This is a genomic window from Mycobacterium sp. DL440 (assembly GCF_011745145.1).
GTDB lineage: Bacteria > Actinomycetota > Actinomycetes > Mycobacteriales > Mycobacteriaceae > Mycobacterium.
On sequence record NZ_CP050191.1, the window covers coordinates 2,753,947 to 2,780,149 of the forward strand.

The 26,203-nt window shown below is 67.2% G+C and carries 22 protein-coding genes; 6 read left to right on the top strand and 16 right to left on the bottom strand.

Translation table 11 applies throughout. The features are described from left to right. Positions 1-8 precede the first annotated feature (8 nt). Together HBE63_RS13360 and HBE63_RS13365 are read left to right on the top strand one after the other, a co-directional pair. Complete coding sequence (locus HBE63_RS13360) at positions 9-1,127, top strand: catalase family protein (RefSeq protein WP_166909751.1); 1,119 nt, start codon at positions 9-11, stop codon at positions 1,125-1,127. Between the two features lie 120 nt (positions 1,128-1,247). Continuing rightward, complete coding sequence (locus tag HBE63_RS13365) at positions 1,248-3,848, top strand: LuxR C-terminal-related transcriptional regulator (RefSeq protein WP_166905173.1); 2,601 nt, start codon at positions 1,248-1,250, stop codon at positions 3,846-3,848. On the opposite strand, the gene HBE63_RS13370 is transcribed toward HBE63_RS13365, so the two are convergent. The 5 genes from HBE63_RS13370 to HBE63_RS13390 form a co-directional block, all read right to left on the bottom strand. Next, positions 3,842-7,912 (bottom strand): bifunctional nitrate reductase/sulfite reductase flavoprotein subunit alpha, encoded by a 4,071-nt coding sequence (locus HBE63_RS13370; protein WP_166905174.1) that lies wholly within the window; start codon positions 7,910-7,912, stop codon positions 3,842-3,844. The two genes, HBE63_RS13365 and HBE63_RS13370, sit on opposite strands and share 7 nt — an antisense overlap. Before the next feature lie 119 nt (positions 7,913-8,031). Then, entirely contained in the window at positions 8,032-8,424 is a 393-nt protein-coding gene (locus HBE63_RS13375) for a universal stress protein (RefSeq protein ID WP_166905175.1), read from the bottom strand. Continuing rightward, entirely contained in the window at positions 8,421-9,962 is a 1,542-nt protein-coding gene (locus HBE63_RS13380; RefSeq protein ID WP_166905176.1) for a tripartite tricarboxylate transporter permease, read from the bottom strand. Before HBE63_RS13380 ends, HBE63_RS13375 begins: the two co-directional genes overlap by 4 nt. Further along, positions 9,963-10,460: a tripartite tricarboxylate transporter TctB family protein gene (locus HBE63_RS13385; RefSeq protein WP_166909753.1), complete on the bottom strand. Its 498-nt coding sequence runs from the start codon at positions 10,458-10,460 to the stop codon at positions 9,963-9,965. Continuing rightward, positions 10,445-11,428, bottom strand: coding sequence for a tripartite tricarboxylate transporter substrate binding protein (locus HBE63_RS13390; RefSeq protein ID WP_166905177.1), 984 nt, complete (start codon positions 11,426-11,428; stop codon positions 10,445-10,447). Before HBE63_RS13390 ends, HBE63_RS13385 begins: the two co-directional genes overlap by 16 nt. A 67-nt stretch (positions 11,429-11,495) precedes the next feature. Here HBE63_RS13390 and HBE63_RS13395 point away from each other — a divergent pair, with 67 nt between their 5' ends. From HBE63_RS13395 to HBE63_RS13410, 4 genes are all read left to right on the top strand, one after another. Beyond that, positions 11,496-13,118: an ATP-binding protein gene (locus HBE63_RS13395; protein WP_243858637.1), complete on the top strand. Its 1,623-nt coding sequence runs from the start codon at positions 11,496-11,498 to the stop codon at positions 13,116-13,118. Beyond that, positions 13,111-13,761, top strand: coding sequence for a response regulator (locus tag HBE63_RS13400; protein WP_166905178.1), 651 nt, complete (start codon positions 13,111-13,113; stop codon positions 13,759-13,761). Before HBE63_RS13395 ends, HBE63_RS13400 begins: the two co-directional genes overlap by 8 nt. A gap of 208 nt (positions 13,762-13,969) precedes the next feature. Further along, a complete protein-coding gene (locus tag HBE63_RS13405) occupies positions 13,970-14,692 on the top strand; it encodes a type 1 glutamine amidotransferase (protein ID WP_166905179.1) in 723 nt (240 codons plus the stop codon). 45 nt (positions 14,693-14,737) lie between these two features. After that, positions 14,738-15,418 (top strand): phosphoribosyltransferase, encoded by a 681-nt coding sequence (locus HBE63_RS13410; protein WP_166905180.1) that lies wholly within the window; start codon positions 14,738-14,740, stop codon positions 15,416-15,418. On the opposite strand, the gene HBE63_RS13415 is transcribed toward HBE63_RS13410, so the two are convergent. The 11 genes from HBE63_RS13415 to ftsW all read right to left on the bottom strand — a co-directional run bounded on the left by HBE63_RS13415 (position 15,419) and on the right by ftsW (position 26,202). Continuing rightward, complete coding sequence (locus HBE63_RS13415) at positions 15,419-15,778, bottom strand: hypothetical protein (protein ID WP_166905181.1); 360 nt, start codon at positions 15,776-15,778, stop codon at positions 15,419-15,421. A gap of 71 nt (positions 15,779-15,849) precedes the next feature. Further along, entirely contained in the window at positions 15,850-16,674 is an 825-nt protein-coding gene (locus tag HBE63_RS13420) for a DivIVA domain-containing protein (RefSeq protein WP_166905182.1), read from the bottom strand. 206 nt (positions 16,675-16,880) lie between these two features. After that, positions 16,881-17,171 (bottom strand): YggT family protein, encoded by a 291-nt coding sequence (locus tag HBE63_RS13425; RefSeq protein ID WP_003880337.1) that lies wholly within the window; start codon positions 17,169-17,171, stop codon positions 16,881-16,883. A 174-nt stretch (positions 17,172-17,345) separates the two neighbouring features. Beyond that, on the bottom strand, positions 17,346-17,984 hold the full coding sequence (locus HBE63_RS13430; RefSeq protein WP_166905183.1) for a cell division protein SepF: 639 nt from the start codon (positions 17,982-17,984) through the stop codon (positions 17,346-17,348). Next, entirely contained in the window at positions 17,981-18,814 is an 834-nt protein-coding gene (locus tag HBE63_RS13435) for a YggS family pyridoxal phosphate-dependent enzyme (RefSeq protein WP_166905184.1), read from the bottom strand. Before HBE63_RS13435 ends, HBE63_RS13430 begins: the two co-directional genes overlap by 4 nt. A gap of 18 nt (positions 18,815-18,832) precedes the next feature. Further along, positions 18,833-19,570: a peptidoglycan editing factor PgeF gene (pgeF, locus tag HBE63_RS13440; RefSeq protein ID WP_208301363.1), complete on the bottom strand. Its 738-nt coding sequence runs from the start codon at positions 19,568-19,570 to the stop codon at positions 18,833-18,835. Positions 19,571-19,604: 34 nt separating this feature from the next. After that, positions 19,605-20,765: a cell division protein FtsZ gene (ftsZ, locus tag HBE63_RS13445; protein WP_166905185.1), complete on the bottom strand. Its 1,161-nt coding sequence runs from the start codon at positions 20,763-20,765 to the stop codon at positions 19,605-19,607. 181 nt (positions 20,766-20,946) lie between these two features. Beyond that, a complete protein-coding gene (locus tag HBE63_RS13450) occupies positions 20,947-21,978 on the bottom strand; it encodes a cell division protein FtsQ/DivIB (protein WP_166905186.1) in 1,032 nt (343 codons plus the stop codon). Continuing rightward, complete coding sequence (gene murC, locus HBE63_RS13455) at positions 21,975-23,393, bottom strand: UDP-N-acetylmuramate--L-alanine ligase (RefSeq protein WP_371815026.1); 1,419 nt, start codon at positions 23,391-23,393, stop codon at positions 21,975-21,977. The genes HBE63_RS13450 and murC overlap by 4 nt, the downstream gene beginning before the upstream one ends. Positions 23,394-23,431: 38 nt before the next feature. Beyond that, the gene (locus HBE63_RS13460; RefSeq protein ID WP_243858721.1) at positions 23,432-24,505 is read right to left on the bottom strand and encodes a UDP-N-acetylglucosamine--N-acetylmuramyl-(pentapeptide) pyrophosphoryl-undecaprenol N-acetylglucosamine transferase; all 1,074 of its coding nucleotides are present in this window, start codon (positions 24,503-24,505) and stop codon (positions 23,432-23,434) included. Between the two features lie 74 nt (positions 24,506-24,579). Continuing rightward, positions 24,580-26,202 carry a putative lipid II flippase FtsW gene (gene ftsW, locus HBE63_RS13465; protein WP_371815027.1) on the bottom strand — a complete coding sequence of 541 codons (1,623 nt, stop codon included), beginning with the start codon at positions 26,200-26,202 and terminating at the stop codon, positions 24,580-24,582. Position 26,203 lies beyond the last annotated feature (1 nt).

The following is a 26,203-nucleotide window of genomic DNA, read 5'->3' on the forward strand; positions in this document are numbered from 1 at the left end:
CCCCAGCCATGACCGCCGCCGACGTACGTCGCATCGCCGAAAGCCTCGACCCGGTTCCCTACCGCGAGGGTCTCGAGCATCCCAAGGCGGGCGAGGCCGAGGACATCGAAAAGATCATCAAGTCTCTGCACAAGAACAACGAAAGGGCCTACAAGAAGTTCAAGCACGGGCTGCGTGACGCACACGCCAAGAGCCACGCCATCCTGCGCGGCGAACTCATCGTCAACCCGGATCTGCCGGAGGTGCTCGCCCAGGGGATTTTCGCCGAAACACGCAGCTACCCGGTGATCGCCCGTATCTCAACCACCTCGGGGGTACTGCGCAGCGACCGGAACCGCGGCGTGCGCGGACTCGGCATCAAGGCCATCGGCGTGCACGGCGACCGCGCCATGAAGGACCCGAAGGATGAACCGAATGTCACGCAGGACTTCGTGCTCGTCACCCACGAGGAATTCCTGTTCGCCGACGCCCACGCGTACCGCAAGCTGGGGATGCTGAGCGCGACTCTGCTGGCCCGGTTGTCCGACGGCGCGCTGTGGGCAGTCAGCGAACTGCTCGGCGCGCTCAAGAAGATCGGCCTGCCGATACCGGAGAATCTGGCCGTGTTCGCCGCGCCCAACCGTCCCATCCTGGGCGAGACGTTCTACTCCTCCGCACCGATCCGGTACGGCAACTACGTGGCGCGCTTCAAATACGAACCGACCTCACCGGAGGCCAAAGCGCTTGCCGATCAGACCCTCCCGCGCAATCCTGGGCAGGACGAGCATCGCGATCTCATCATGGCGTTCTTCGAAAAGCACTCCGCGGAGTACACATTCAGCGTGCAACTGTGTCTCGACGAGGAGAAGATGCCGATCGAGGACGCCACGAAGCCCTGGAAATCGTCCCCATATCTGCCGGTGGCCAAGGTGGTGTTCGGAGAGCAGAACCCGTACAGCGCATTGCGCCGCGCATATGGCGACGACGTGCTGTCCTTCAACTCATGGCGCGGCCTGGAGGCACACCGGCCACTGGGATCGATCAACCGGCTGAAGCTCAAGGTGTACGAGGCATCGAGCGACTTCCGCCACAAGATGAATCACATCGACCGGCACGAGCCTTCCGACATCGCCGAGCTTCCGGACTGACCCAGCGAACGGGAAATACTTGCCATGGGAAGAACATTCGCCGCCACCACTGACAACCACCGCCCGGTCGACCCCCTGTTCGGCAGCGATCCGGGCCCGGTACCCCTAGACTCAGGATTCATGCCTGGTCAGTGGCAGCTTTTGGACCGGCCCGCCGAGCACGAGGCCATTAGGGCCGCCCTCAGCGGGACCGACAGCTGCGGAGTCGTCCTAGTCGGAGCCGCCGGAGTCGGCAAGACCACACTGGCGCGCACGGTCACCGCATCGCTGAGCCAGAAGGTGCACTGGACCGCGTGCACCGAGTCTTCTCGCAGCATCCCGCTCGGCGCATTCGCCCACTGGGTGTCGTCGTCGGGATCACGTGACCCCATCGCCCTCATCGGATCGGCACACGAATCGCTTGTCGCCGACGGCGACACCATCGTCGGAATCGACGATGCACATCTACTGGACCAGTTGTCGGCGACGCTGTTGCACCAGATCGCCGTGGAGCGCTCGGGCCACGTGGTAGCCACCGTGCGCAGTGGTGAGCCGGTTCCCGATGCCGTCACCTCGCTGTGGAAGGACGGCTACCTCCAGCGCTTCGAACTCAGCCCGTTCACCAAACAGCAGAGCATCGCACTCATCGAAACCGTCCTGGGCGGAACGCTGGAGGGGCTCAGCGCCGACGTGATGTGGGAGACCTCGGGCGGCAACCCACTGTTCCTGCGCAACATGGTCGAGGGCGCGGTCGACGCCGGCACGCTGGCCAAGGTCAACGGGGTGTGGCAGTTCCGCGGCCCCACCGTCATTCCCTCCGGGCTCGTCGAACTGCTCGACGAACGTCTGGCACATGCCGGCGAGGATGTCCTGCACGCACTGAAGCTGCTGTCGCTGTGCGAGCCACTGGACATCGATGCGCTGGCAGAACTGGCCGGCGAGGACGCGGTGGACGCGGCCGAGATGCGCGGTCTGATCCGGATCGTCGCCGACGACGGCCAGATCAACGTCCGCTTCAGCCACCCACTGTTCGGCGAGGCGGTGCGCCGCCGGGTGGGCACCGCATCGGCCCGCAAGCTGCGGGGCCGCATCGCCAAGATCCTGCACGAGCGCAACCTCGATTCCCCTGCCAGCCGAATCAAGTTGGCCGAGTTGGCCATCGAGAGCGACCAGGGCACCGACATCGAACTGCTGATCACCGCCGCCAAGGACGCGGTGTTCCTGTCCAATCTCCCACTCGGGGAGAAACTGGCCCGCGCAGCCTTCGATCACGGCGGCGGACTCGGCGCGGCCGCGCTGCTGTCCCGTGCGTTGTTGTGGCAGGGCCATCCGGCACAGGCCGACAACATCCTCGAGCAGTTCTCCCCCGCCGATCTCAACGAGATGGAACTGGTGCAGTGGGGCATTCCGCGGTTGTCCAACCTGTTCTGGTCCATGGCCGATGTGGCGCGGGCCGATCAGGTGCTCGCCCTCCTACAGGAACGGGTCACCCACCCGACCCTGCGGCTGATCGTCGACGCGACCGGTGCCGGCATGGCCGTGCACCAGAACAAGATTCCCGAAGGGCTCGCAATCGCCGAACGGGTGCTGGCGAACCCCGAGGCCCCGCGGCAGGCAGTGGATTTCGCGGCATTCGCCGCCGGGCTGTCGATGCCACTGGTGGGGCGGGGCAACGATTTCCTGCCGATCGCGTCGCGGTGCCGCGCTCAGCGCAAGACCACCGACGGCATGGTCCGGATCATGGTTTTCTACGGCGAGGTGCTGGCCCTGGCCTACACCGGTCAATTCGAACTGGCTCAGCAGCGGGCCACCGACTACGCCGAGTTCTCCTCGTCCGGCCAGTTCGCCGGGTGGGCCATCGCCAAGATCATGGACGGCGTGGCCGCCACCCACAGCGGCCGGTTCCGCGATGCCATCCTGGCGATCGAACAGGCCCTCGCCGCGCTGAACGCCGAAAGCTCCCTGCCCTGGCAACTCCCCGGCCGGCTGCTGCTGGCCCGCGCCTACGCCGGGGTGGGAAGCCCCGCCGAAGCCGAGCGAGTGCTGGAGGATGCCAAGGAGCACTCGGGCGAATTCATGGCGCTGCACGAGCCCCTCCGGATGCTCGCCAAGGCCTGGCTGGCCGCCGCCAAGGGCGGGCACCGCTCGGCGATCGACCTGGCCCGGGCGGCCGCAGATGCGGCACATTCCTCCGGCCAGTACGCGGTCGAGGCCGAGGCGCTGCACAGCGCGGCACGCTTCGGCGACCGCAGTGTGACCCGTCGCCTACAGGACCTGGTCGACCGGGCGGACGGTCCGCTGCCCGCCCTGTACGCACGGCACGCCGCCGCGGTGGCCGCCGCCGACCCGAACGAACTGGACAAGGTGGCCGGCACATTCGAGGAGGCCGGCCTGCTGCTGTCGGCGGCGGACTCCGCCGCCCAGGCAGTGCCCCTGCACGACAAGGCCGGACACCGCCGAAACAGTACCGAATCCGCCGCGCACGCACTGCAATTGGCGTCCAAGTGCGGCGGTGCCGCCACCCCGGCGATTCGATCGGCCGCCCGCCCCCTGCCGGTGACGGGACGGGAACGCGAAGTGGCCGGTCTGGTCGCGCAGGGATTGCCGAACCGCGACATCGCCGAACGACTGACCGTCTCGGTCCGCACCGTGGAGGGCCATATCTACCGGGCTTGCATCAAGCTCGGGGTGGCCGACCGCGATGAGCTCGCCAAAATCGTCTGGAGCGACCTGGCTCAGTAAACGTCGCGCACGTACCGCTTCTGGGCGACCAGTTCCCGCTTGTAGTCCCGCGCGGCGTCTTCGGACATCCCGCCGTGGGTGCGCAGGATCGTGGTCAGCGTGGCGTCCACATCCTTGGCCATTCGGGCGGCATCACCGCAGACGTAGAAGTGGGCGCCGTCGTCGAGCCAGCGCCATACGTCGGCCCCACGGTCCAGCATCCTGTGCTGCACATACACCCGGTCGGCCTGATCGCGGGAGAATGCCAGGTCCAGCCGGCTTAAGAACCCATCAGCAGCCATCTCCTCGAACTCGTTGCGATAGTAGAAGTTCTCGCTGCGGTGCTGGTCACCGAAGAACAGCCAGTTGCGGCCATCGTGTCCCAGGGCGCGGCGCTCCTGCAGGAATCCTCGGAACGGCGCCACCCCGGTACCCGGGCCGACCATGATCATCGGCGTGCCTGCATCTTCCGGCGGACGGAAATGCGGTGATCGCTGCAGGAACACGGGTGCGGCCGCAGCGCCGTCGGCCATGAACGTGGAACACACCCCACCGCGCGCCATGCCACCAGGCCCGCGGTAGCGCACCACCGACACCGTCAGCTGAATCTCGTGCGGACTGATCAGCGGGCTCGACGAGATCGAGTAGCTGCGCGGGGTCAACCGAACCAGAACGTCCTGCCATTCTTCGGGTTCGGCGCGGACCGCAAATTCGGTTACGACGTCGAGGCCGTGGCGGTTGCGCAACCAATTGCTGCGCCGCTCACCGGGATTGCGCAGAATCTTGGCCGCAGAGCGGTCCGTGCAGGAGTCAGCGACGAACCGCAGCAGATCCGGGGTCACCCGGCAGATGTCGTACGACGAGATGAGCGCGTCGCGCAACGACTGCTCGACACCGTCGACCTCGATCACCGAGTCCGGATTGAGCGCGGTGGCAGCCAGCCAGGAGTCCACCACGGCCGGGTTGTTGCCGGCATAGACGCCCAGCGAGTCACCGACCGAATAACTCACGTCGTACTCGGAGATGTCGAAGCCGAACTGACGCACCTCCTTGGCCGCAGTCGGCGTCGTCAGTAGCTCGTTGCGCGCCAGCGCAGCCAGAATCGGCTTGGCCCTGGTGAATTCGTCCGGCTCGGTGGGGATGACGGTGCGGATACCGCGGCCGACGACCGCTGGGACGGGCGGCGCACCGGTGAGGGCCGTGGTGACCGCATCGGCCCAGCGTCGCATCGGTTCGTCGTCGTAGGCCTCGCAGTCGGTGCGGTCGAGCAGCTTGGTGGCACCCAGATCGGCCAGCCGCTGATCCAGCGATTTGGCGTGCCCGCAGAAGTTGTCGTAGGACTTGTCCCCGATACCGAGCACCGCGTAGCGAAGCCCGTGCAACTGCGGGGCGTCCGGAGACTGCAGCCGACTCCAGAAATCGGCTCCGTTGTCCGGTGGCCCGCCGTCGCCGAACGTACTGGTGACGACCAGGATATCGCGCGCACTGGCCAGGTCGACGAGCGCGAGTTCGTCCATGTTGACCAACGCCGCCCCGTCGATACGGCCGGCCAGCCCGGCCGCGAACTCCTCGGCTGTCCCGGTCTGTGAGGCCCACAACACCAGCGGCCCTCCTGGCACCGAAAGCTCGCTCGGCGCACGGTCGCCGGCCCGCGAGTAGCGTCCCGCCAGTACCCCGTCCACCCACAACCGTACCTTGTTACTGATCGGCGCCACGTCCGGAAGTACCGGCACTCCCGCGGGATCTTCCGGAAGGCCGGTGAAAAATCCGGACAGATAGATCTTTTCGTCCTGGCTCAGGGCCGGCTTGTGCGCAGCACTCAATCCCATTTCCCCGGCCAGCGGATGCAGCGCCGGCGTGCCGTCCACCGTCCGGACCGGGCGCAGGCTGACCGCGCACACCTTGAACTCGGGCTGCAACGAGTCCGGGTCGACGGCGTCGTTGGTCACGGCGTTGACGGTGAGGTACTCGCCGTGTTCGTCGTTCCAGTGAAACGGCGCAAAGCAGTTGCCGGGCCGCACCCGGTCCGACAGCACCGCGGGGAGCACCGCGCGCCCCCGCCGGGACGTCAACTCGACCGGTTGCCCCTCCACGATGTCGAGTTCCAGTGCGTCCAGCGGGTGGATTTCGACGAACGGCGCGGGGTTGAGCTTGTTGAGCTTGTCCACCTTGCCGGTCTTGGTCATGGTGTGCCATTGATGCTGCAGCCGACCGGTGTTGAGCACCATCGGATAGTCGTCATCGGGCAGTTCCGCGGCATCCATGTGCGGCCGGGCGTGGAAGACGGCCCGCCGCGACGGCGTCGCGAAGGCCAGCCGGGGCCGGTGGCCGTCGGCGTCGACGAACAGCTCCTGGCTGATGCCGTCGTTGAGGTAGCGGATCGGGTGCCGGTCGTCCTTCCCACCGGGGCCGTCGACCGGTGGAACCGGCCACTGCAGAGGGCTCTGACGCAGCCTCTCGTAGTCGGCGCCGCGCAGGTCATATCCGGTCTTCGGGTTGGCGAACTCGCGGATCTCGGCGAAGATCTCTTCCGCCGAGGAGTAGTCGAAGTGTTCGGCGAACCCCAGATGCGCGGCCACCTGGCAGATCAGCTGCCAGTCCGGCCGGGCCTGCCCCAGCGGGGCGACCGACGGGGACAGCAGGGTCAGGTTTCGTTCCGAATTGACCATGACGCCTTCGGATTCCGCCCACAACGCGGCGGGCAGCAGGATGTCCGCGTAGTGATTGGTGGCCGTGGACCGGTAGGCATCCTGGACGACGACCAGCTCGGCGGCCTCCAGGCCGTTGATGACCGTCTTGCGGTTGGCCACGCTGGCAACGGGATTGGTACAGATGATCCAGCAGGCCTTGATCAGACCTTCCTCCATCTGCTCGAACATGCCGATGGTGCCGGGACCGACCTCGGAGCGGATGGTGCCGGGCGCAAGCCCCCACCGGGTTTCGACGAACGCCCGGTCATCGGCTGCGAATACCGCCCGCTGACCGGGCAGACCCGGCCCCATGTACCCCATCTCACGGCCGCCCATGGCGTTGGGCTGACCGGTCAACGACATCGGGCCACTACCTGGGCGGCAGATGGCGCCGGTGGCCAGGTGCAGATTACAGATCGCGTTGGTGTTCCAGGTGCCGTGCGTGCTCTGGTTGAGCCCCATGGTCCAGCAACTCATCCACTCCCCTGCCTCGGCGATCATCGCTGCGGCGGTGCGGATGTCGGCTTCGGGGATTCCGGTGATCTCGGCGACCCGGTCCGGTGGGTAGTCGGTCAGGAACTCCGGCATCGCCTCCCAGCCCGCGGTGTGCTCGGCGATGAACTGATAATCAATCGCGCCGCTCGCAGCGTCTGCTAGCAGCAGGTGCAGCAGGCCGTTGAGCAACGCCAGATCGGTACCCGGCTTGATCTGCAGGAACAGGTCGGCACGTTCGGCGGTCGCGTTCCGCCGCGGGTCCACCACGATCAGCTTGGCACCGGCCTTGAGCCGATCGGCCATGCGCAGGAACAGGATCGGATGGCAGTCGGCCATGTTCGCACCGGTGACGAAGAACAGGTCGGCCCGGTCGAAGTCGGTATAGGAACCGGGCGGGCCATCGGAGCCGAGCGACTGTTTGAACCCGGTCCCCGCACTCGCCATGCACAACCGGGAATTCGATTCGATGTGCACGGTACGCAGGAAGCCCTTGGCGAGCTTGGTGGCCAGGTACTGCGCCTCCAGCGTCATCTGTCCGGACACATAGAGGGCGACGGCGTCGGGGCCGTGCTCGTCGACGATGGCCCGCAGTCGGCGCCCGGCCTCGGCCACCGCGTCGTCCACCGGCGTCGGCAGCAGTTCATCCGCACGCGTGGGCCGCAGCAAAGCGGACGTGAGCCGGTCATCGTCGGCGGCCATCAACTCGGCGTGCATCGCCCCCTTGGTGCACAACCGGCCGAAATTCGTGGGGTGCAGCTTGTCGCCGCTCACCCGGGCGATCACCGTGCGGCCGTCATCGACCCTGGTAGTGACCTCGATACCGCAGCCGACACCACAGTACGAACACGCAGTCCGGTGTGTCTTGTCCGGGACCGAACCCGGAGCCGCGCCGTCCGCCATGCCCCCATCGTGCGGTGAGGGTGTTGTCGGATCTTTCCAGCGACGTTATCGGCACGAAAACTGATCCTCACCGCACGGATACGCCCCCTGTGAGGGTCGTTACCACAGGTCAGAGCGGATTAGTGATGTTCGGGTTTGACCGCCAGCACCGGTTTCGGGCACTCCAGCAGCAATTGTTGCGACACACTGCCGAGCAACAGCTTGCCCACCGGACTGCGGTGCCGGATACCGATCACCAGCAACTCCGCGTCGGCGACCTCCATTGCGTCGAGCAGTTCGGTGGCGGCGTCGACCCCCACCGGCTGGCGCAACTCGAACGGCACGCCGCTCTCCCGCAGCCGCTCCTCGACATCGTGGACCTGACCGGAACGGGCGAACCGGGCATCCACATAGGACTCACCCGAGGTCGCGTTGATCACCAGCAGACCGGTGCCCCGCAGGGCGGCCTCGGCGATGCCGTGCTCGATGGCGGCGACGCCGAAGGGGTCCGCGGTGTACCCGATGACAATCATTGTTGGGCCGCCTTCTGCTGCTGATCCGCGTCGTCCTCGACGATCAACAATGTCTCCTCACTGCGATGCATCAGCTTGAGTACCAACGGCATCAACAGCAGGATCGCCATGAGCACATAGGTGACGATCGCGACGGGCTCGGTGAACAGGCTGTTCCAGTCACCCCCGCCGAGTTGCAGACTCTGGCGCAGTTGTCGTTCGATGCGCGGGCCGAGGATCACCCCGATGATCAACGGCAGCACCGGCAATCCGAATCGGCGCATCATCAGACCCAGCAGCCCGAACACCAGCAGCAGGACCAGATCCAGGGGTTGCACGTTGACCGCGAACGCCCCCAGCGTGGCGAAGAACAGGATGCCCGCGTACAGGTAGGGCCGCGGGGTGCGCAGCAGCTTGGCCCACAGCGGCGCCAGCGGCAGGTTGAGTACCAGTAGCAGGAAGTTGCCGATGAACAGGCTGGCGATCAGCGTCCAGATCAGCAACGGTTCCTTTTCGAAAAGCGTTGGGCCGGGCTGAATTCCGTAGGAGACGAATGCGGTCAGCATCACCGCGGCGGTGGCGTTGGTGGGCAGACCGAGCGACAGCATCGGCACCAGCGTGCCCGCCGCCGACGCGTTGTTGGCCGCCTCCGGCCCGGCGACACCCTCGATGGCGCCCTTGCCGAACTCCTCCGGATGCTTCGACAGCCGCTTCTCGGTGATGTAGGACAGGAACGTCGGCAACTCGGCACCACCGGCCGGCAGCGCGCCGAACGGGAACCCGTAGGCAGTGCCACGCAGCCACGGCTTCCACGACCGGGCGAAGTCCTGGCGGCTCATCCACGGCCGCCCCATCGGGATCACGTCGGCCGGCCGGCGGCGCAGATGCGCGGCCACCCACAGCGCCTCGCCGAGCGCGAAGATCGCCACCGCGATCACCACGATGTCGATGCCGTCCGACAGCTGCGGCAGGCCGAAGGTGGCGCGCGGCTGGCCGGTCAGGAAGTCGATGCCGACCACCCCGATCGCCAGTCCGAGGAACAGCGAGATGGCGCCGCGCAGCTTGGAAGAACCGAGCACCGCGGTAACCGCGACCAGAGCGAACAGCATGATCGCCAGGTAGGAGGGGGCACCCAGGGTCACCGCGAACCGCGAGATCGGCGGCGCGAACGCGGCCAGCAGCGCGGTGCCGATCGCACCCGCCACGAAGGACCCGATCGCGGCGGTGGCCAGCGCCTGCGCGGCCCGGCCGGCCTTGGCCATCTTGTTGCCCTCGATCGCGGTGATCACCGACGAGGATTCACCGGGGGTGTTCAGCAGGATCGAGGTGGTCGATCCGCCGTACATGCCGCCGTAGAAGATCCCGGCGAACATGATGAACGCCGCGCTGGGGCTGACGTTGTAGGTCACCGGCAGCAGCAGGGCCACCGTCATGGCGGGACCGATGCCCGGCAGCACCCCGACCGCAGTGCCCAGCAGCACACCGATCACGGCGTACATCAGGTTCATCGGGGTCGCGGCCTCGGCGAACCCCTGAAGCAACCATTCGAAGTTACCCATTTACAGAATCCCGTCCAGAATGCCTGCGGGCAGCGGGATTCCGAGCCCGGAGTAGAACGCGTAGAAGCTCGCCACTGACAACACCGTGCCGATCGCCAGGTTGCGTACGTAGTGGCGATTGCCGAGAATCGTTGCCGCCCCAGCGAACAGCAGCGCTCCCGTGATGGCCCAGCCCAGCGGCTTGACCAGGACGATCACCAGCACGAACAGTCCGACCAGCAACCCGACTGTGCGCCAGTCCCCCGGCAGGTTCGGGTCGACGTCCTCGCCGGCATCCGCCTCGCCGACCGATCCGCGCGGAATGGCGATCACCAGGACGATCGCCAGCGCGATCAGGATGATCCCGATCCCCAGCGGGAAAGCGCGCGGCCCAACGGGATCGACCTTGGCGAATCCCCCCGTCAACGTGAGCGCGTCATAGATCAGGAACGTGCCGACCGCCACCAGGACCGCGCAAACCAGATACTGGGCCTTGTCGACCTTCACAACAACCCCAATTCGCTCAGCGTCGTCGAGACGCGGTTGTCCTGATCGCGCAGGAACTGTTCGAAGTCGGCTCCGGTGCTGAACGCGTCGCTCCAGCCGTTCTTGACCAGCGCGTCGCGCCACTGCTCGGTGCCGTGCAGGTCAGTCAGTGCCCGGACCATCGCGTCCTTGGCCTCACCGGAAATGCCTGGCGGCGCGAGTATTCCGCGCCAGTTGGTGAACGTGAGGTCGATACCGGCCTCGGTCAGGGTCGGCGCATCGATCCCCTCGACGCGCTTGGCACCCGACACCGCCAGCACCCGAACCTGCCCGGCCTCGATCTGGTCGACGAACTCCCCGAGCCCGGTGGTACCCGCCGCGATCTTCTTGCCCAGCAGGGCCGTCAGCAGATCACCGCCGCCGTCGTAGGTGATGTAGTTGACCTTGCGCGGGTCGACCCCGACCGCCCGCGCGGTCTCCATCGGGAAAAGGTGATCCGGCCCGCCCGGCGAGGATCCGCCACCGATCGTGACCTTGGCCGGATCGGTCTTCCATGCCGAGACCAGATCGCCGATGGTGCGGAAGGGCGAATCTCCTGGCACCAGAATGCCTTCCTGCTCCTCGACCATCTTGGCCAGTGCGGTGGCGTCCGAGGCGCGCGCGTCCGAACCGTTGGTGTAGACGGCGCCCACCACGCCGAGCCCCATCATCATCATGAGGTCGTCGTTGCCCTTTTCGTTCATCAGCCGGGCCATCGCCACGGTGCCGCCGGCGCCGATGACGTTGAACACCTCGATGCGCCCGGTGATGTCGGCGTCCTCCATGATCTTCACCGCGGTGCGCGCGGTCAGGTCATAGCCGCCGCCCGGGCTGTTCGGCACCATCATGCGCAGTCGATGCAGGCCCCGGGATTGGTCGCCGCGGGTAACCCCGCAGGCCGTCACCAGCATCAGCGCGACCACGGCCACCATCAGCCCGGCACCTAGTCTTCGAAACCTCATGGTCAGCAATACTGGACCCATGACGTGACGCAGGTCACCTATTCGGACGCAAAGGAAGTTTTGTTCGTTGAGTTCACCAGTCGCGCGTTCACCGCGCACACGGACACGGTGGCTGCCCAATGGCAGCCTGGCCGCTCGCTTCCTGCTGTTCCAGCTGCTGGTGGTCGCGGTGGTGCTGATCGCGGTGGCCGCGGTGTCGGTAGCGCAATCCACCCGGGAGTTCCGTGATGTCCGCGGGCAGCGCATGATCGCGGTCTCCGAGAACGTGGCGTCGACGCCGATTGTCCGGGACCGCTACGACGACCCGTTCGCCGCTTCGGTGCTGGCGCCCGAGGTGGAGCGCGCGGTGGCCCTGTCCGGCGCCGGGCTGGCCGAGATCACCGATCCCGCCGGGAATGTGCGGGTGTCGTCGGATCCGGACCGTATCGGCCGGCGACTCGACCTGAGCAGCAGCCGGGCCGACGAGGGCCGTGCGTGGTCCGGCGACAGCAATGTCGACGGCACGCACCGCCTGGTGGGACAGGTCCCCATCCTTGCCGCCGACGGAGCAGTGCTGGCGATCGTGTCGGTCAGCGAACGTTACCCGTCGCTGTGGGAGTTGTTGGGTGGAGCCGGTGAGCGCCTGCTGATCTACCTCGGACTGGGTGCGACGCTCGGGATGCTGGCCTCGTGGTTGTTGTCACGCCGAATCAACCGGCACACCCGTGGCCTGGACATCGCAGAGATCGCCGACCTGGCCGATCACCGAGAAGCGCTGCTGCACAGCATCCGTGAGGGCGTGGTGGCGGTGAACAACGACGGGGTCATCACGCTGATCAACGACAGCGCATCCGATCTGCTGGGCATCGGCGCGGACGCGGTGGGCCGCCGTGCCGATGCGGTCGGCCTGGAACCGGCGGTCGTGGCATTCCTGTTGTCCGGAAAGGGAACTCGCGCCGACGAATCCGACGTGGTGATCACCACCCGCACCCGGGTGTTGGCACTCAACCGCCGCGCCGCCCGCAGTCAGGGCAGGAGGATCGGTACGGTGACCACCATGCGCGACAGCACCGAGCTCGCCGCACTCCAGGCTCAACTGTCCTCACACCGAAGCGTGACCGACACGCTGCGGGCCCAGACCCACGAGTTCTCCAATCAACTGCACACCATCTCCGGGCTGACCCAGTTGGGTGAGTTCGACGCGGTCCGCGCTCTGGTGGGCACTCTGACCCGACGCCGCGCCGAGATCAACGAGGCGGTAACCCAACATGTTTCAGATCCGGCGGTGGCCGCGCTGCTGATCGCCAAGACATCTCTGGCCGCCGAGAGCGAGGTCACCCTGTGCCTGACCGACGACAGCCACCTCGGCGCACTCGACCCGGCCCTGGCCACCGACGTGATCACGTTGCTGGGCAACCTGATTGACAACGCCGTCGATGTGTCCGTCGGCTCGGCGGCAGCACAGGTGACGGTCCGCATCGATGACTCGTCCGGGCTGCTGCTGGCCGTCTCAGATTCGGGACCCGGCGTGCCCGAACATCTTCGGGAATCCATTTTCTCCCGTGGGGTCACGTCCAAGGCCGAGGTGCCCGGCGGCAGGGGCATCGGACTGGCCCTGGTGCGCCTGGTGACGGCCCAACACGGCGGTGATGTCGAGGTCACTGACGCCCCGGGTGGCGGCGCCCTGTTCGTGGTGAGGCTGCATGCGTGACGTGCTGGTGGTCGACGACGACTTCATGGTGGCCGAGATCCACCGCCGCTTCGTGGAACGCATCGACGGGTATCGCCCGGTCGGAGTGGCCCGCAACGGAACCGACGCCCTTGCCGCCGCGGCCGAGCTGCGTCCCGATGTGATCCTGCTCGACGTCTATCTGCCGGACATGACCGGGCTCGAGGTGCTCAGGCGGTTGCGCGCCGAGGGCAACCGCGTCGGCGTCATCATGGTCACCGCGGCCCGTGAACTCGACACGGTACGGGGCGCGTTGGACGGCGGAGCCGCCGATTACCTGGTCAAACCTTTCGACTTCGACCAGTTGCAGACGAAGTTGGCGGCCTTCGCCGCACGCGCCGAGGCGCTGGCAGGCGCCGGGGGCGCCGATCAATCGACCATCGACGCGCTGTTCGGCGGCTCGGCGGTCGTCCTTCCCAAAGGTCTCGGCGCCGAAACCGGCCGGCTCGTCATGGCCGCGGTACGCACAGCGGGCGAGGTTTCGGCCATGGAATGTGCTGAGCTGGTCGGTATTTCACGCGTCAGCGCACGTCGCTATCTCGAGTACTACCTGAGCACCGGGGCTCTGGAGCTGCGGCTGCAATACGGCACCGGTAGGCCCGAACGACGCTACCGAGCGAGGTGAGGGCCAGGCCGGCACCGACACCACCCGCAATCAACTCGCGGCGGCCGTCCAGGCGCTGTGCAACTACCCCGACCAGGGACGTGCCCCGTGGAAGCCGATGACCGGGATCACCGGGCCCGCGTCATTGCCGCTGATCTTCGAGGCCGCCTGAAGGCCCAATAATTGGACCTGAAATTCCACGGGCGCCGGGCAGCGAAATAATGACGGCGTGACATCGAAGGTTCTGTTTCTGCGAAACGACCGCACGGCCACCGAAGCCATGCTGGCCGACGTCTTCACCGAATGCGGATTCGACATCGACACGTTCGACGTCGTCGCGCCCGAGCGGGACGACGATCCCGCCGGCGAGGTGGCCTTCCCCGACCCGACCGACTATGACGTCATCGTTCCGCTGGGCGCCCGGTGGGCTGTCTACGACGAAGCCCTGTGCAACAGTTGGGTCGGAGCCGAGATGGCCGTGGTGCGCCGGTCCGTCGAGGCCGGAGTCGGCGTGCTCGGCGTGTGCTTCGGCGGACAGCTCATCGCGCAGGCCCTCGGCGGATCTGTCACGAGGTCGCCGGCGCCCGAAGTGGGCTGGTACGACGTCGCCACCGATGACGACCAACTGGTTCCGGGTGGCCGATGGTTCCAGTGGCATTTCGACCGCTGGACTCTTCCCCCCGGCGCCACCGAGGTCGCCCGGACGTCGGATGCCTCACAGGCCTTCACGCTGGGAACGGCACTGGCGCTGCAGTTTCACCCCGAGCTCGATTCCGAGCTGCTGGAGGTCTGGTTGGCCCACGACCGCGACGGCGAAGTAGCCGGAACCGGAAGCAGCCCCGACGAATTACGCTTGCAGACAAGGGAATTCGTCGGCGATGCGGCAGCCCGGCTACGGACGCTGGTCCGGGGCTTCCTCAGCCGGGTGGTCCGGGCGCAGCCGTCGACGTAGGCTGATGTCAGCCGGCGAAATTCTCGATGGCCGGCGACAGCGCCTATGAATGCCTGGGGTCTGCGAGCGAGCAGGGAACGCACCTACCAGGACCGCCGAGAAGCGGGCCGGGTCCTGGCCGAACAGCTCGTGTCCTACCGGAACCGCCCCGACGTGCTCGTCCTCGGCCTGGCCCGGGGCGGAGTGCCGATCGCCGCAGAAGTTGCCTGCTACCTGCACGCCCCGTTGGATGTCTTCGTGGTCCGCAAGCTGGGGGTGCCGCAGTGGCAGGAACTCGCCATGGGTGCGGTGGCCTCCGGCGGCGGGTTGGTGATCAACGACGGGCTGGTGAGCCGCCTCGGCATCGACGACGACACCATCGTCGAGACGATCCGGCACGAGACCGCCGAAGTCGAGCGACGGGAACAGGCCTATCGAGGCGGGCGCCCGGCGCCGGACTTCACCGATCGAACGGTGATCCTGGTCGACGACGGCATCGCCACCGGGGCCACGATGCTGGCCGCGGTCCGTGCCGTGCGGGCGGCCCGGCAGGTCGTGGTGGCGGTACCGGTCGGACCGCCGACGGTAAGCGATCAGCTCATGGAAGAGGCCGACGATGTGGTGTGCACCAGCACCCCACCCCAATTCCAAGCGGTGGGCCAGGCGTTCGCAGACTTCCACCAGGTCAGCGACGACGAAGTTCGCCGCCTGCTGGCAGAGCCCACCCCAGAACCCGGCGAGGCGTAGTTAGTTCTTGTTGTACTTCTCGGCGGAGTCGTCGGCCTCGACGTCCACCTCTGCGGCGTCTGACTCCACGGCGACGTCCGATTCAGGTTCGGCGACCAACTCGTCGGGATAATCCACCGGCGCCTCGACCGCGTCGAAGGTCTCGGTCGTCTCGGTGGCATTGGCCTCGTTGGCGGCCGCGGCCTCTTCGTCGGCCTTCGCACCGCGCGAGCGTTCCCGCAATGCGTCGACGATCAGCAGCAGCACGCCGATCACGCTGGCACCGATACAGACCCAGGCAATCAACTCATTGCTGGTGACCACTGCGGTCACCAGCGCAGCCAGGCCGATGACGGCAAGCACGAGCGCAATGATCAACATCGTTCAACCCTAAGTGTGGTGGCCCGTGATCGGGCCGGTTCACGACAGTGCGAGGAAGTCGGTCTTGCCGGTTAGTTATTGCCGCGGTTGAACTGGCTGAAACCGCCCGCCGAGTCGTTGTTGGCACTGGAATCCACCGGCGCGGCAGAACCGCGCTGGCCCAACTCCTCCAGCTGAGACTCCAGGTAGGTCTTCAGACGTGTCCGGTACTCACGCTCGAACGTGCGCAGCTGCTCCAGGCGGCCCTCCAGGACCGTGCGCTGCTGATTGATCGTGCCCATGATCTCGGAGTGCTTGCGCTCAGCGTCGGCCTGCAGTGCATCGGCCTTCTCCTGAGCCTGACGCAGCTGGGTCTCCGAACGGGTCTGCGCATCGGCCAGCATCGCGTCGGCGCGGGTGCGGGCCTCCGAGACTGTGGTCTCGGCGGTCTTGCGGGCATCGCTGACCATGGCGTCGGCCTGCGCCCGCGCGTCCGACAACAGCTTGTCCGACTCGGCCTTGGCCGTGGAGGTCAGGCGGTCGGCGGTGTCCTGCGCCAGGCTCAGCACCCGGGCGGCACGCACGGCGGTGTCCTCGCTGGGGGGCGCGGCCGGGGCGACCGGCGCCGCCGGGGCCTCGTAGACCGGCTGCGGGGCCGGGGTGGGCTCGGGCTCCGGCTCGTAGAGCGGGATGGACTGGCTGGACTGAGAGCTGCCCGCTCCGGACCGCGCCGACGCCAAGTCCTGATCGAGCTCGGACACGCGCTGCCGAAGATCGGCGTTCTCCTCGATGAGCCGAGTCAGCTCGTTCTCAACCAGATCGAGAAAGGCATCGACCTCGTCCTCGTTGTAGCCACGTTTGCCGATGGGCGGCTTGCTGAACGCGACGTTATGGACGTCCGCTGGTGTGAGCGGCATTGTCTGCCCCCTTGAAGTCTTGGACCGTCAACTGATCTCAAAGTGTAAAGCCTTGCTTGATCGCAACTGGAGTCCATCCTGTCACACCAGACCCGGCGGTTGCAGTGGAGGCCTATTTTTAAGAACGAATTTCAATCTTCTTACGCATTTGTGGACCATTCGGCAAACGCCGAGAGCGGCTCTCCATACCCACTCACACCAACGTTCTACATCGCGGCGCTGAACGCCAATTGCATCCCGATGAACGCCGCGAGAAGCAGCACCATGATCGACAGGTCGAAGCGCACGGCGCCTATCGTGAGCTGGGGAATGAGCCGCCGCAGAAGTTTCACCGGCGGATCGGTCACAGTCATGATGAGCTCCAGGACCACAACTGTCAGCCCCTTGGGATGCCAGTCGCGGCTGAAGGACCGGATGAACTCGACGACGACGCGCGCGATGAGCAGCAGCCAGAAGACGAACAGCGCGAAACCGAGAATTTCGAAGAACAGCGACAACTGAGCCGACCTCACTACAGCAGGATGTGTGACATTGGATACAGGTCGCCGTAGGTTGACCACGTCTCACACAGAAGATGTGGTCAAACGATAGTGCGACGCCGCCAGCCTACCCGGGCCACTGCTGGGCATCAGCCCTGCATGGCGGCGCCACGGAGCTGCGGCGTCGCAGCTCTACTGATATGCGTAGAAGCCGGCCTCGGCGATCCGGCGCCGCTGCTCGGCACTGACGTCGACGTCAGCCGGCGACAGCAAGAACACCTTGGTGGCCACCTTGTCGAACGAGCCCCGCAGTGCGAACGCCAGACCGGCGGCGAAGTCGACCAGGCGCTTGGCGTCGGCGTTGTCCATCGACACCAGGTCCATGATCACCGGGGTGCCATCGCGGAACCGCTCGCCGATGGTGCGGGCCTCGCTGTAGTCCTTGGGCCGGAGCGTGGTGATCTTCGCCAGCGGGCTGCCCGCCTCGAACAGCTCCGCCATCCGGCGGGGATCCATCGCCAACGCTCCCCGGGTGGACCCGGACAGTGCACCGAGACGCGGTGACGGACGGTCGAATTCGCGGGGGGCACGCAGCCGCGCATCGAACCGCGGTTCCTCGGCGAAACCGCCCGGATAGCCGCCCCGATAGGCCGGGCCCTCGTCGTACTCGGGGCCCTCGTAGCCGTAGCTGTCCTCTTCGAAACGCTCGTCACGGGGACGACGGGCGTAGCTGCGGGCCGCACCTCGATCGTCGTCCTCGTAGTACTCGTCGTCGTAGTCCTCCATCGGCGCCATCCCGAAGTAGGCCTTGACCTTGTGCAGTGTGCTCATCTCGGCGACCCTTCTGCTGACGATGGGGGTGGTGGTGACTGTGATGAAGATGTGACTGGTGTGACTACTTCCGGTGACGTTAGCGGGCGTTGCCCCATGAGCGCGGTACCGACACGCACACACGTCGATCCGTGTTTGACCGCGCTTTCGAGATCGCCGGACATCCCCGCCGACAGTTCGAGCCGGTGCTGGTAGTCGCGCTGCACCCGGCCCCGCTCGCCGGCCAGCCGCGCGAATGCGTCGTCGGGATCCCACGCCAGTGGCGGGATTCCCATCAGACCTACGAACTCCAACGCCTCAGCGGAGTTCGCTGACCCACAGATTTCGTCGACGAGATCGGGGGCATTCACATCGACACCGCCGCGTTCGGTGTCGCCGTCGAGACTGATCTGGATGTACACGCGCAGCGGCTGAGTTCGTGCGCCGGCGGCCAGTGCCTCACCCGCAGCCCGGTCCAGCGCGCTCAGCAGGCGGGTGCTGTCGACCGAGTGCGCGGTGTGCGCCCAGCCCACGACTGCTCTCGCCTTCTTCCGCTGGATGCGCCCCACCATGTGCCAGCGAATCGGAACGTCCGTTAATTCCGCGCGAACAGAAGCGACTTTATCGGCGGCCTCTTGTTCGCGGGATTCACCAAATGCGAGGCACCCTAATTGGTTCAGAATAATGACATCGGAGGCCGGAAAGTATTTCGTGATCGGAAGTAATTCAATTTCATTGACATTTCGCCCGACCGATTCTGCGGCCCGCGCCAGGCGCGCCCGCGCGGCACCGAGTGCGGCGGTCAACTGGGCCGTCCGATCGGCGTCACGCCCGCGCTGCACGGTGCTCATCTCACACTCACTCCAGGCTCATGAGGGGCTCGTTCCAGGCTTCATCCGCCGGCGATGCTCCATCCACACCACACTCGCCAGGCGTCCGGTCGGTGCGTCCCGGCGATGGCTGAACAGTGCACGGTCGGCGACCGTGCACCGCGGGTCCACGTCGATCGCGGTGACACCCAAATCCTTTAACTGCCGGGAGATTCCGGCCCGCAGGTCCAAGCCGGGCGTGCCGCGTGAGGTTGTCGTGCGAGCGCCCGGCAAGTCGGCCTCCACCTCGGCCGCCATCGCTTCGGGCACCTCGTAGTTGGCGCCGCTGACCGCCGGGCCGAGCAGTACGGAGATATCCCCGACATGCGCGCCGGCGGCCACCATCGCCTCCACCGTCCGGACGACGATGCCTTTTTGCGCGCCGACCCGTCCGGCATGGACAGCGGCGATCACCCCGGCGCGCGCATCGCCCATTAATACCGGGACACAATCAGCGGTCACCACAACCAATGCCAAACGCGGGGTCGTCGTCACCAATGCATCGGCATTATCGACCGCGGTGTCACGCGGTCCGTCCACCGTGACGACATGATCGCTGTGCACCTGATTCATCCAGACCAGCGCGTCGGCCCCGACGGCGGCCGCCAGGCGACGCCGGTTCTGGGCCACGGCCCCCGGATTGTCGCCGACATGGTCGCCGAGGTTGAACGAATCGAAGGGCGGTGCCGAGACACCACCGGCGCGCGTTGTCGTCACCCGCCGAATACGAACACTCACAATCCCAGTATCCGAACCCGCCGCCGGGCCCCGCTCAGTGCCGCATGAACGGCGGGACGTCGACATCGTCGTCGGCGATCCCGCCGTCTCCGTCGCCACCGACACTGACGGTGGCGCCATTGGTGTGTGCCGGGACGCTCACCGCATCCGTCGGTTCGAACAGGGACGTGGTCACCTTCCCGGAGCGGGCCGAGGCGATCGGCTGGGTGGGCGCCGCGCTCGGGCTGACCACCGGCTTGCGACTCGGCCCGGCCATGTCGAAGCCGGCGGCGATGACGGTGACCCGTACCTCGTCACCGAGCGAGTCGTCGATCACCGTGCCGAAGATGATGTTGGCCTCGGGATGGGCCGCGTCCTGCACCAGCGAAGCAGCCTCGTTGATCTCGAACAGGCCGAGGTCACTGCCGCCGGCCACCGACAGCAGCACGCCCTGTGCGCCTTCCATCGAGGCTTCCAGCAGCGGCGAGTTGATCGCGATCTCGGCGGCCTTGAGCGCCCGGCCGTCGCCACGCGCCGAGCCGATGCCCATCAGCGCCGTACCCGCGCCGCTCATCACACCCTTCACGTCGGCGAAGTCGACATTGATCAGACCTGGTGTGGTGATCAGATCGGTGATGCCCTGGACGCCGTTGAGCAGCACCTCGTCAGCGCTGCGGAACGCGTCCATCAACGACACCGCGGCGTCACCCATCTGCAACAGCCGGTCGTTGGGGATCACGATGAGGGTGTCGCAGCTCTCGCGCAGGGTCTGAATACCGTTCTCGGCCTGGTTACTTCGGCGCTTGCCCTCAAATGAGAACGGCCGCGTCACGACGCCGACGGTGAGCGCGCCGAGCTTGCGGGCGATCGACGCGACGACAGGTGCGCCACCGGTTCCGGTGCCGCCACCCTCACCGGCGGTGACGAACACCATGTCGGCGCCGCGCAGCAGCTCCTCGATGTCGTCCTTGGCGTCGTCGGCAGCCTTGCGCCCCACTTCGGGGTCTGCACCTGCGCCGAGCCCACGGGTCGAGTCGCGGCCGACGTCGAGCTTGACGTCGGCGTCGCTCATCAGCAGTGCCTGTGCGTCGGTATTGATGGCGATGAACTCGACGCCCTTGAGGCCCTGTTCGATCATCCGGTTGACGGCGTTGACACCGCCGCCGCCGATACCAACCACCTTGATTACCGCGAGGTAGTTATGCGGGGGGGTCATGGTTCGTCTTCCTCCCAGGTTGGGTTGTTCATGGCCGCCGAACCCTCCTCCTGCAAACTCTCAACCTCAACCATAGGCTTAGAGTTATGTCAAGTAGTTCCGCGCAAACAGAACGGTAGGGCGCCAACGCCGGTGATCGCGGCAGGCGCGCCGACGCGCCACGCGGCAATTTTCCGTCGAACTACTTGACAGTGGGCAGATCTGGGCTGGACACGTCGTACGTATGCCCCGGCTGGGTCAGCAGGGCGGCCAGCTTCAGCGCCTTCTCATCGGTCCGATCGTTGGTCCCCCACACCACCACTCGGCCATCGGCCAGCGTCAGCGCGATCGAGGCCACCGAGGGGGCCGCGATCCGGCCCACCTGTGCCACCACATCCGGCGGCAGGGCCAACATCACCTCGAGCGCAGCCTTGGTGGCCGGATCGGCCGGGCCCGGATTGTCGGCATCCAGATACGGCAACGTCGGCGGCGGCGGTTCGGTGGCGAAATCGACACCGTCGCGGTCGAACAGATGCGGACCGTCGGGATAGTCCTTGACCACCACCGGCACCCGCTCGACCACCGTGATCCGCAGGGTCGACGGATATTCGCGCTGCACCCGGGCGGTGGCGACACGCCGGATCATGGCCACCCGCTCGGCGATCGCGTCCGTGTCGATCTGCAACAGCGGCGTGCCGGGTGCCACCGCGGCGGCCGCCAGCACCTGCTCCTGCGGCACAGCGGCCACGCCGTTGACCACCACATTGCGCGCCGACATCGCCGGTGTGAAGTACAGAACCAGACCCAGGGCCACTGCGACCACACTGACCAATGCGGACCAGAGCAGCACCTTCAGACCACGAATAGTGCCGCGGGCCACCGCATTCGGAGCGTCCGAGGGCTGCCCGTTCACCTTGCGCTTGGCCTCGCGGCGAGCATGCTCGATCGCCACGGCCCGGTCCCGCGCAACCCGGCGCTCCTCGCGTTCGCGGCGGGCGCGGCGGCGGGGGCCCTCATAGTCGGCTTCCGCCGCGGGCGGCGAATTAGGCCCTGCCGCGGGCGGCGAATTAGGCCCCGCCGCGGGCGGCACATCAGCCCCTCCCGCGGGCTCCCCGGACTCAGCCGCGCTCTCGCCGGACTCAGCCGGACCGGGTTCCTCTTGAACCGGGCCGGATTCCACCGCAGCAGTTTCCTCGGCGGCCTCGTCGGGACCGCCGGGGCCCGTCTCGTTCACGGCGAATCCGTCGATGAACTGCCCGGCGCACTGCGATTCGCCTTGATTCCGAGCTCGGTCACGATTTCCTTGCCCAGCATGGTGACGTCACCAGCACCCATGGTGAGCACCACGTCACCGGCGCGGGCCGAGGCGGCGACCGCGGCGGCGACCGCCGAGAAGTCGGGAACATAGGTGACCGGCGCGCTGACATGCTGGGCGACCGTGGCACCGCTGATACCGGGAAGCGGCTGCTCACGCGCTCCGTACACGTCGAGCACGAAGACCTCGTCGGCAGCACTTAGGGCCGTGCCGAACTCGAAAGCGAAAGTCGCTGTGCGCGAGTACAAGTGCGGCTGGAAAGCGACGATGACCCGGCCACCGGTCTGGTCCACGACCGTCCTGGCGGCCTCGAGGGTGGCCCGGACCTCGGTGGGATGGTGCGCATAGTCATCAAAGACCCGGACGCCGCCGAGTGACCCGACCAGTTCGAACCGCCGCCGTACCCCCTCGAATCCGGCGAGCCCGTCGAGCACGGCCTCGGCCGGCGCGCCCACCTCGACGGCGGCCAGCAGCGCACCGAGCGCGTTGAGCGCCATGTGCCGGCCGGGCACCGCGAGCCGGATCGCGCGCGGATGCGGCTCACCGGCAAGCTGGATATGCGCCACCGCCCCGGTCCCCTGCTGTTCCCAGCTCAGCAAGGTGCCGGCCAGCTCGCCGGCAGGCGTGCTGCCGTAGCGCAACACCCGGATCCCCAGTGAGTCAGTGTGTTCGGCGAGCGCTGCGGCCCCGGGATCGTCGGTGCAGACCACGAGCGCGCCGCCGGGCGCGATGCGATCGACGAATGCGGAGAACACCGCGGTATAGGCCTGCTCGCTACCGAAGAAATCCAGGTGGTCGGCCTCGATGTTGGTGACCACCGCGACATTCGGGGTGTACTCCAGCAGTGAGCCGTCACTCTCGTCGGCCTCGGCGACAAAGCACGTCCCGCTGCCGTGATGGGCGTTGGTGCCCGCCTCGCCCAGTTCGCCACCCACCGCGAACGACGGGTCGAAACCGCTGTGCTGCAACGCCACGATGAGCATCGACGTTGTCGTGGTCTTGCCGTGGGTGCCCGTCACCATCAGCGTGGTGTAACCGGCCATGAGCTTGGCCAGCACCACCGGGCGCAGAATCACCGGGATTCCGCGGCGCCGGGCCTCGACCAGTTCCGGATTGGTCTTGGGGATCGCGGCGTGGGTGGTCACCACCGCGGTCGGCCCGCCCGGCAGCAGGTCCAGCGAGGATGCGTCATGGCCGATTCTGACCTCGGCACCGCGGGCCCGCAGCGCCACGACACCACGGGACTCCTTGGCGTCAGACCCGGACACCAGGCCACCCCGGTCCAGCAGGATCCGGGCCACGCCCGACATCCCGGCTCCCCCGATCCCGACCATGTGCACTCGCTGCAGTTCAGCCGGAAGTGAATTATCGTTCACTGCAGCCTCTTTCGTTGAGCGCGTGCGACATCAAGGGCGACCTGCGCCACCCGCCGAGCAGCGTCGGGATGGCCGGACAACAAGGCGGCAGCCGTCATCGCCGCCAACCGCGCGTCATCGGTCATCAGGCCGGCGACCGTATCCGCCACGAATCCACCATCGAGCCGGACATCGTCGACGACGATGCCGCCACCGGCCGAAACGACCGGCAGGGCGTTGAGCCGCTGCTCACCGTTGCCGATCGGCAGCGGGACGTACACCGCGGGCAGTCCGACAGCAGTCACCTCGGCAACCGTCATCGCTCCGGACCGGCAGATCGCCAGATCTGCTGCGGCATAGGCCAGGTCCATCCGGTCCAGATACGGCACCGCGACGTACGGCGGTGTCCCCGACGCCGCCGGCGGTAGATCAAGGGTGTTCTTCGGCCCGTGCGCATGCAGCACCGAAACACCGGCAGCCCCAAGGGCTTCGGCCGCCGAGGACACCGCGCGATTGATCGACTGTGCGCCCTGCGAACCACCGAACACCAACAGCACCTTGGCATCCGGTGCGAATCCGAAGAATGCCCTGGCCTCGGCGCGCAACGCCGCACGGTCCAAGGACGTGATCGCCGCACGCACCGGCACCCCGACCACCTCGACCTTGCGCAGCCCCGGTTCGGGCACCGCGGAGAGCACCCGGCGGGCCGACATCGCACCGACCCGGTTGGCCAGCCCGGCACTCGCGTTGGCCTCGTGGACCACCACCGGGACGGCGCGTCGGCGCCCATGCATACCGAAGCCACCACGGGCCGCGAGGTAGGCAGGCAGCGCGACATAGCCGCCGAACCCGATTACCACGTCGGCCTCCACGCCCGCCAGCACCGAACGGGTCTGGCGGATCGCGGTGCGCACGCGCAGCGGCAACCGCACCAGGTCTCCCGAGGGCTTACGCGGCAGCGGCACCGGGGTGATCAGCTCGAGGTCATAGCCGCGCTGCGGCACCAGCCGGGTTTCCAGACCGCGGGCGGTTCCGAGGGCGGTGATCCGGACCTGCGGATCGAGTTCCCGCAGTGCGTCGGCCACCGCCATCGCCGGTTCGACGTGACCTGCCGTGCCACCCCCGGCCAGAACGACGGAAATCCCCCGGTCGCTTCTACCCTCACTCACCCGTAACGCTGACCTTCCAAAGTCCGGGCCCGTTGGCCTTGTTTCCGCTGGCCTGCAGGATATCGGACCGAGGACTTACCGCCCCCGGCCGGCTGCTGACCAGCGGCGTACCCGGAGCGGCGCACCGGCCGGTCTCCGGTGCGCGGCGCGCGGCGGGTCGGCGTTTGTCTGGCGCCCGATTGTTTGGCCCTGGCCTGCTTGCCCGCCTGTTTACCGGACGGCTTGGCACCGGCCTTGCCGGCGGGCTTGCCCGCACCGCGCGAGGGCGACTTCCGACGATCGTGCAGCCGGTTGCGGGCGACCTCGATGCGGGTGGGGACATAGGGCTCGGGCAGCGGCAGCCGCAGCAGCCGGGTCACCCTGTCATCGCGCCCGGCCCGCAGCGCCGCCACGGCCTCCGGTTCGTGCCGGGCCGCGTTGGTGATCAGACCCATCATCAGAAGTGTTGTGGCTTGCGACGATCCGCCCGCCGAGATCAGCGGCAGCTGCAGCCCAGTGACCGGCAACAGGCCCACCACGTAGCCGACGTTGATGAACATCTGGCCGACCACCCACAGTGTGGTGGTGGCCGTCAGCAGACGCAGGAACGGATCGGCCGAACGCCGGGCGATGCGCATCCCGGTGTACGCGAACAGTCCGAACAGGGCCAGCAGGCCCAATGCGCCGACGAACCCCAGCTCCTCGCCGATGATCGCGAAGATGAAGTCGTTGTGGGCGTTGGGCAGGTAGTTCCACTTCGCCGTCCCCTGGCCCAGTCCGTCGCCGAAGATACCCCCGTTGGCCAGGGCGAACCGGGCCTGCCGGGACTGATAGCCGATCCCCTGCGAATCGGCCGCCGGGTCTAGCCAGGACTGCACCCGGTCGGACCGGTAGCCCGCGGACAGTGCCAGCACGCCGGCCGCCACGACCGCGGCCAACAGCGAGGACATGAACACCCGCAGCGGGAGGCCCGCGTACCACAGCAGACCGAGCAAGATGATGCTCAGCGAGACGGTCTGCCCGAGGTCGGGCTGGGCGACGATCAGCGCCAGCGCGATCACCGCGGCAGGCACCAGCGGGATGAGCATCTCGCGCAACGAGGCCCGCTCCATGCGCCGGGCCGCCAGCAGGTGCGCACCCCAGATGGCGAAGGCGATCTTGGCCAGCTCCGAGGGCTGCATCGAGAAGCCGGCAACGACGAACCAGCCGCGAGAGCCGTTGGCCACCTTGCCGATTCCGGGGATGAGCACCAGGATCAGCAGCACGATGGTGAAGCCGAACCCGGGGAACGCAACCCGGCGCAGGGTGCGGACGGGCATCCGCAGGGCCACGTAGAACGCGATCAGCCCGACGCCCGTCCACATCACCTGGCGACCGAACACCGCCCAGGGCGACCCGTCGAAGTCGTAGGAATACACGCCCGATGCCGAGAGCACCATGATCAGGCCGAGCGTGGTGAGCAGCGCGGTGACCGCGATGATCAGGTGGAACGAGGTCATCGGACGGCCCAGCCAGGCGCCGAACCGGGTCCGCGGAGCCGTCGCGTTGGGGTTGGGTGCGGCCTCGGACGATCCGCCTGCGGCTGAATCGGACGTTTCGCCGGTTGCGTCACCGTCACGGCGGCGCAGCCGGGCCAGGATG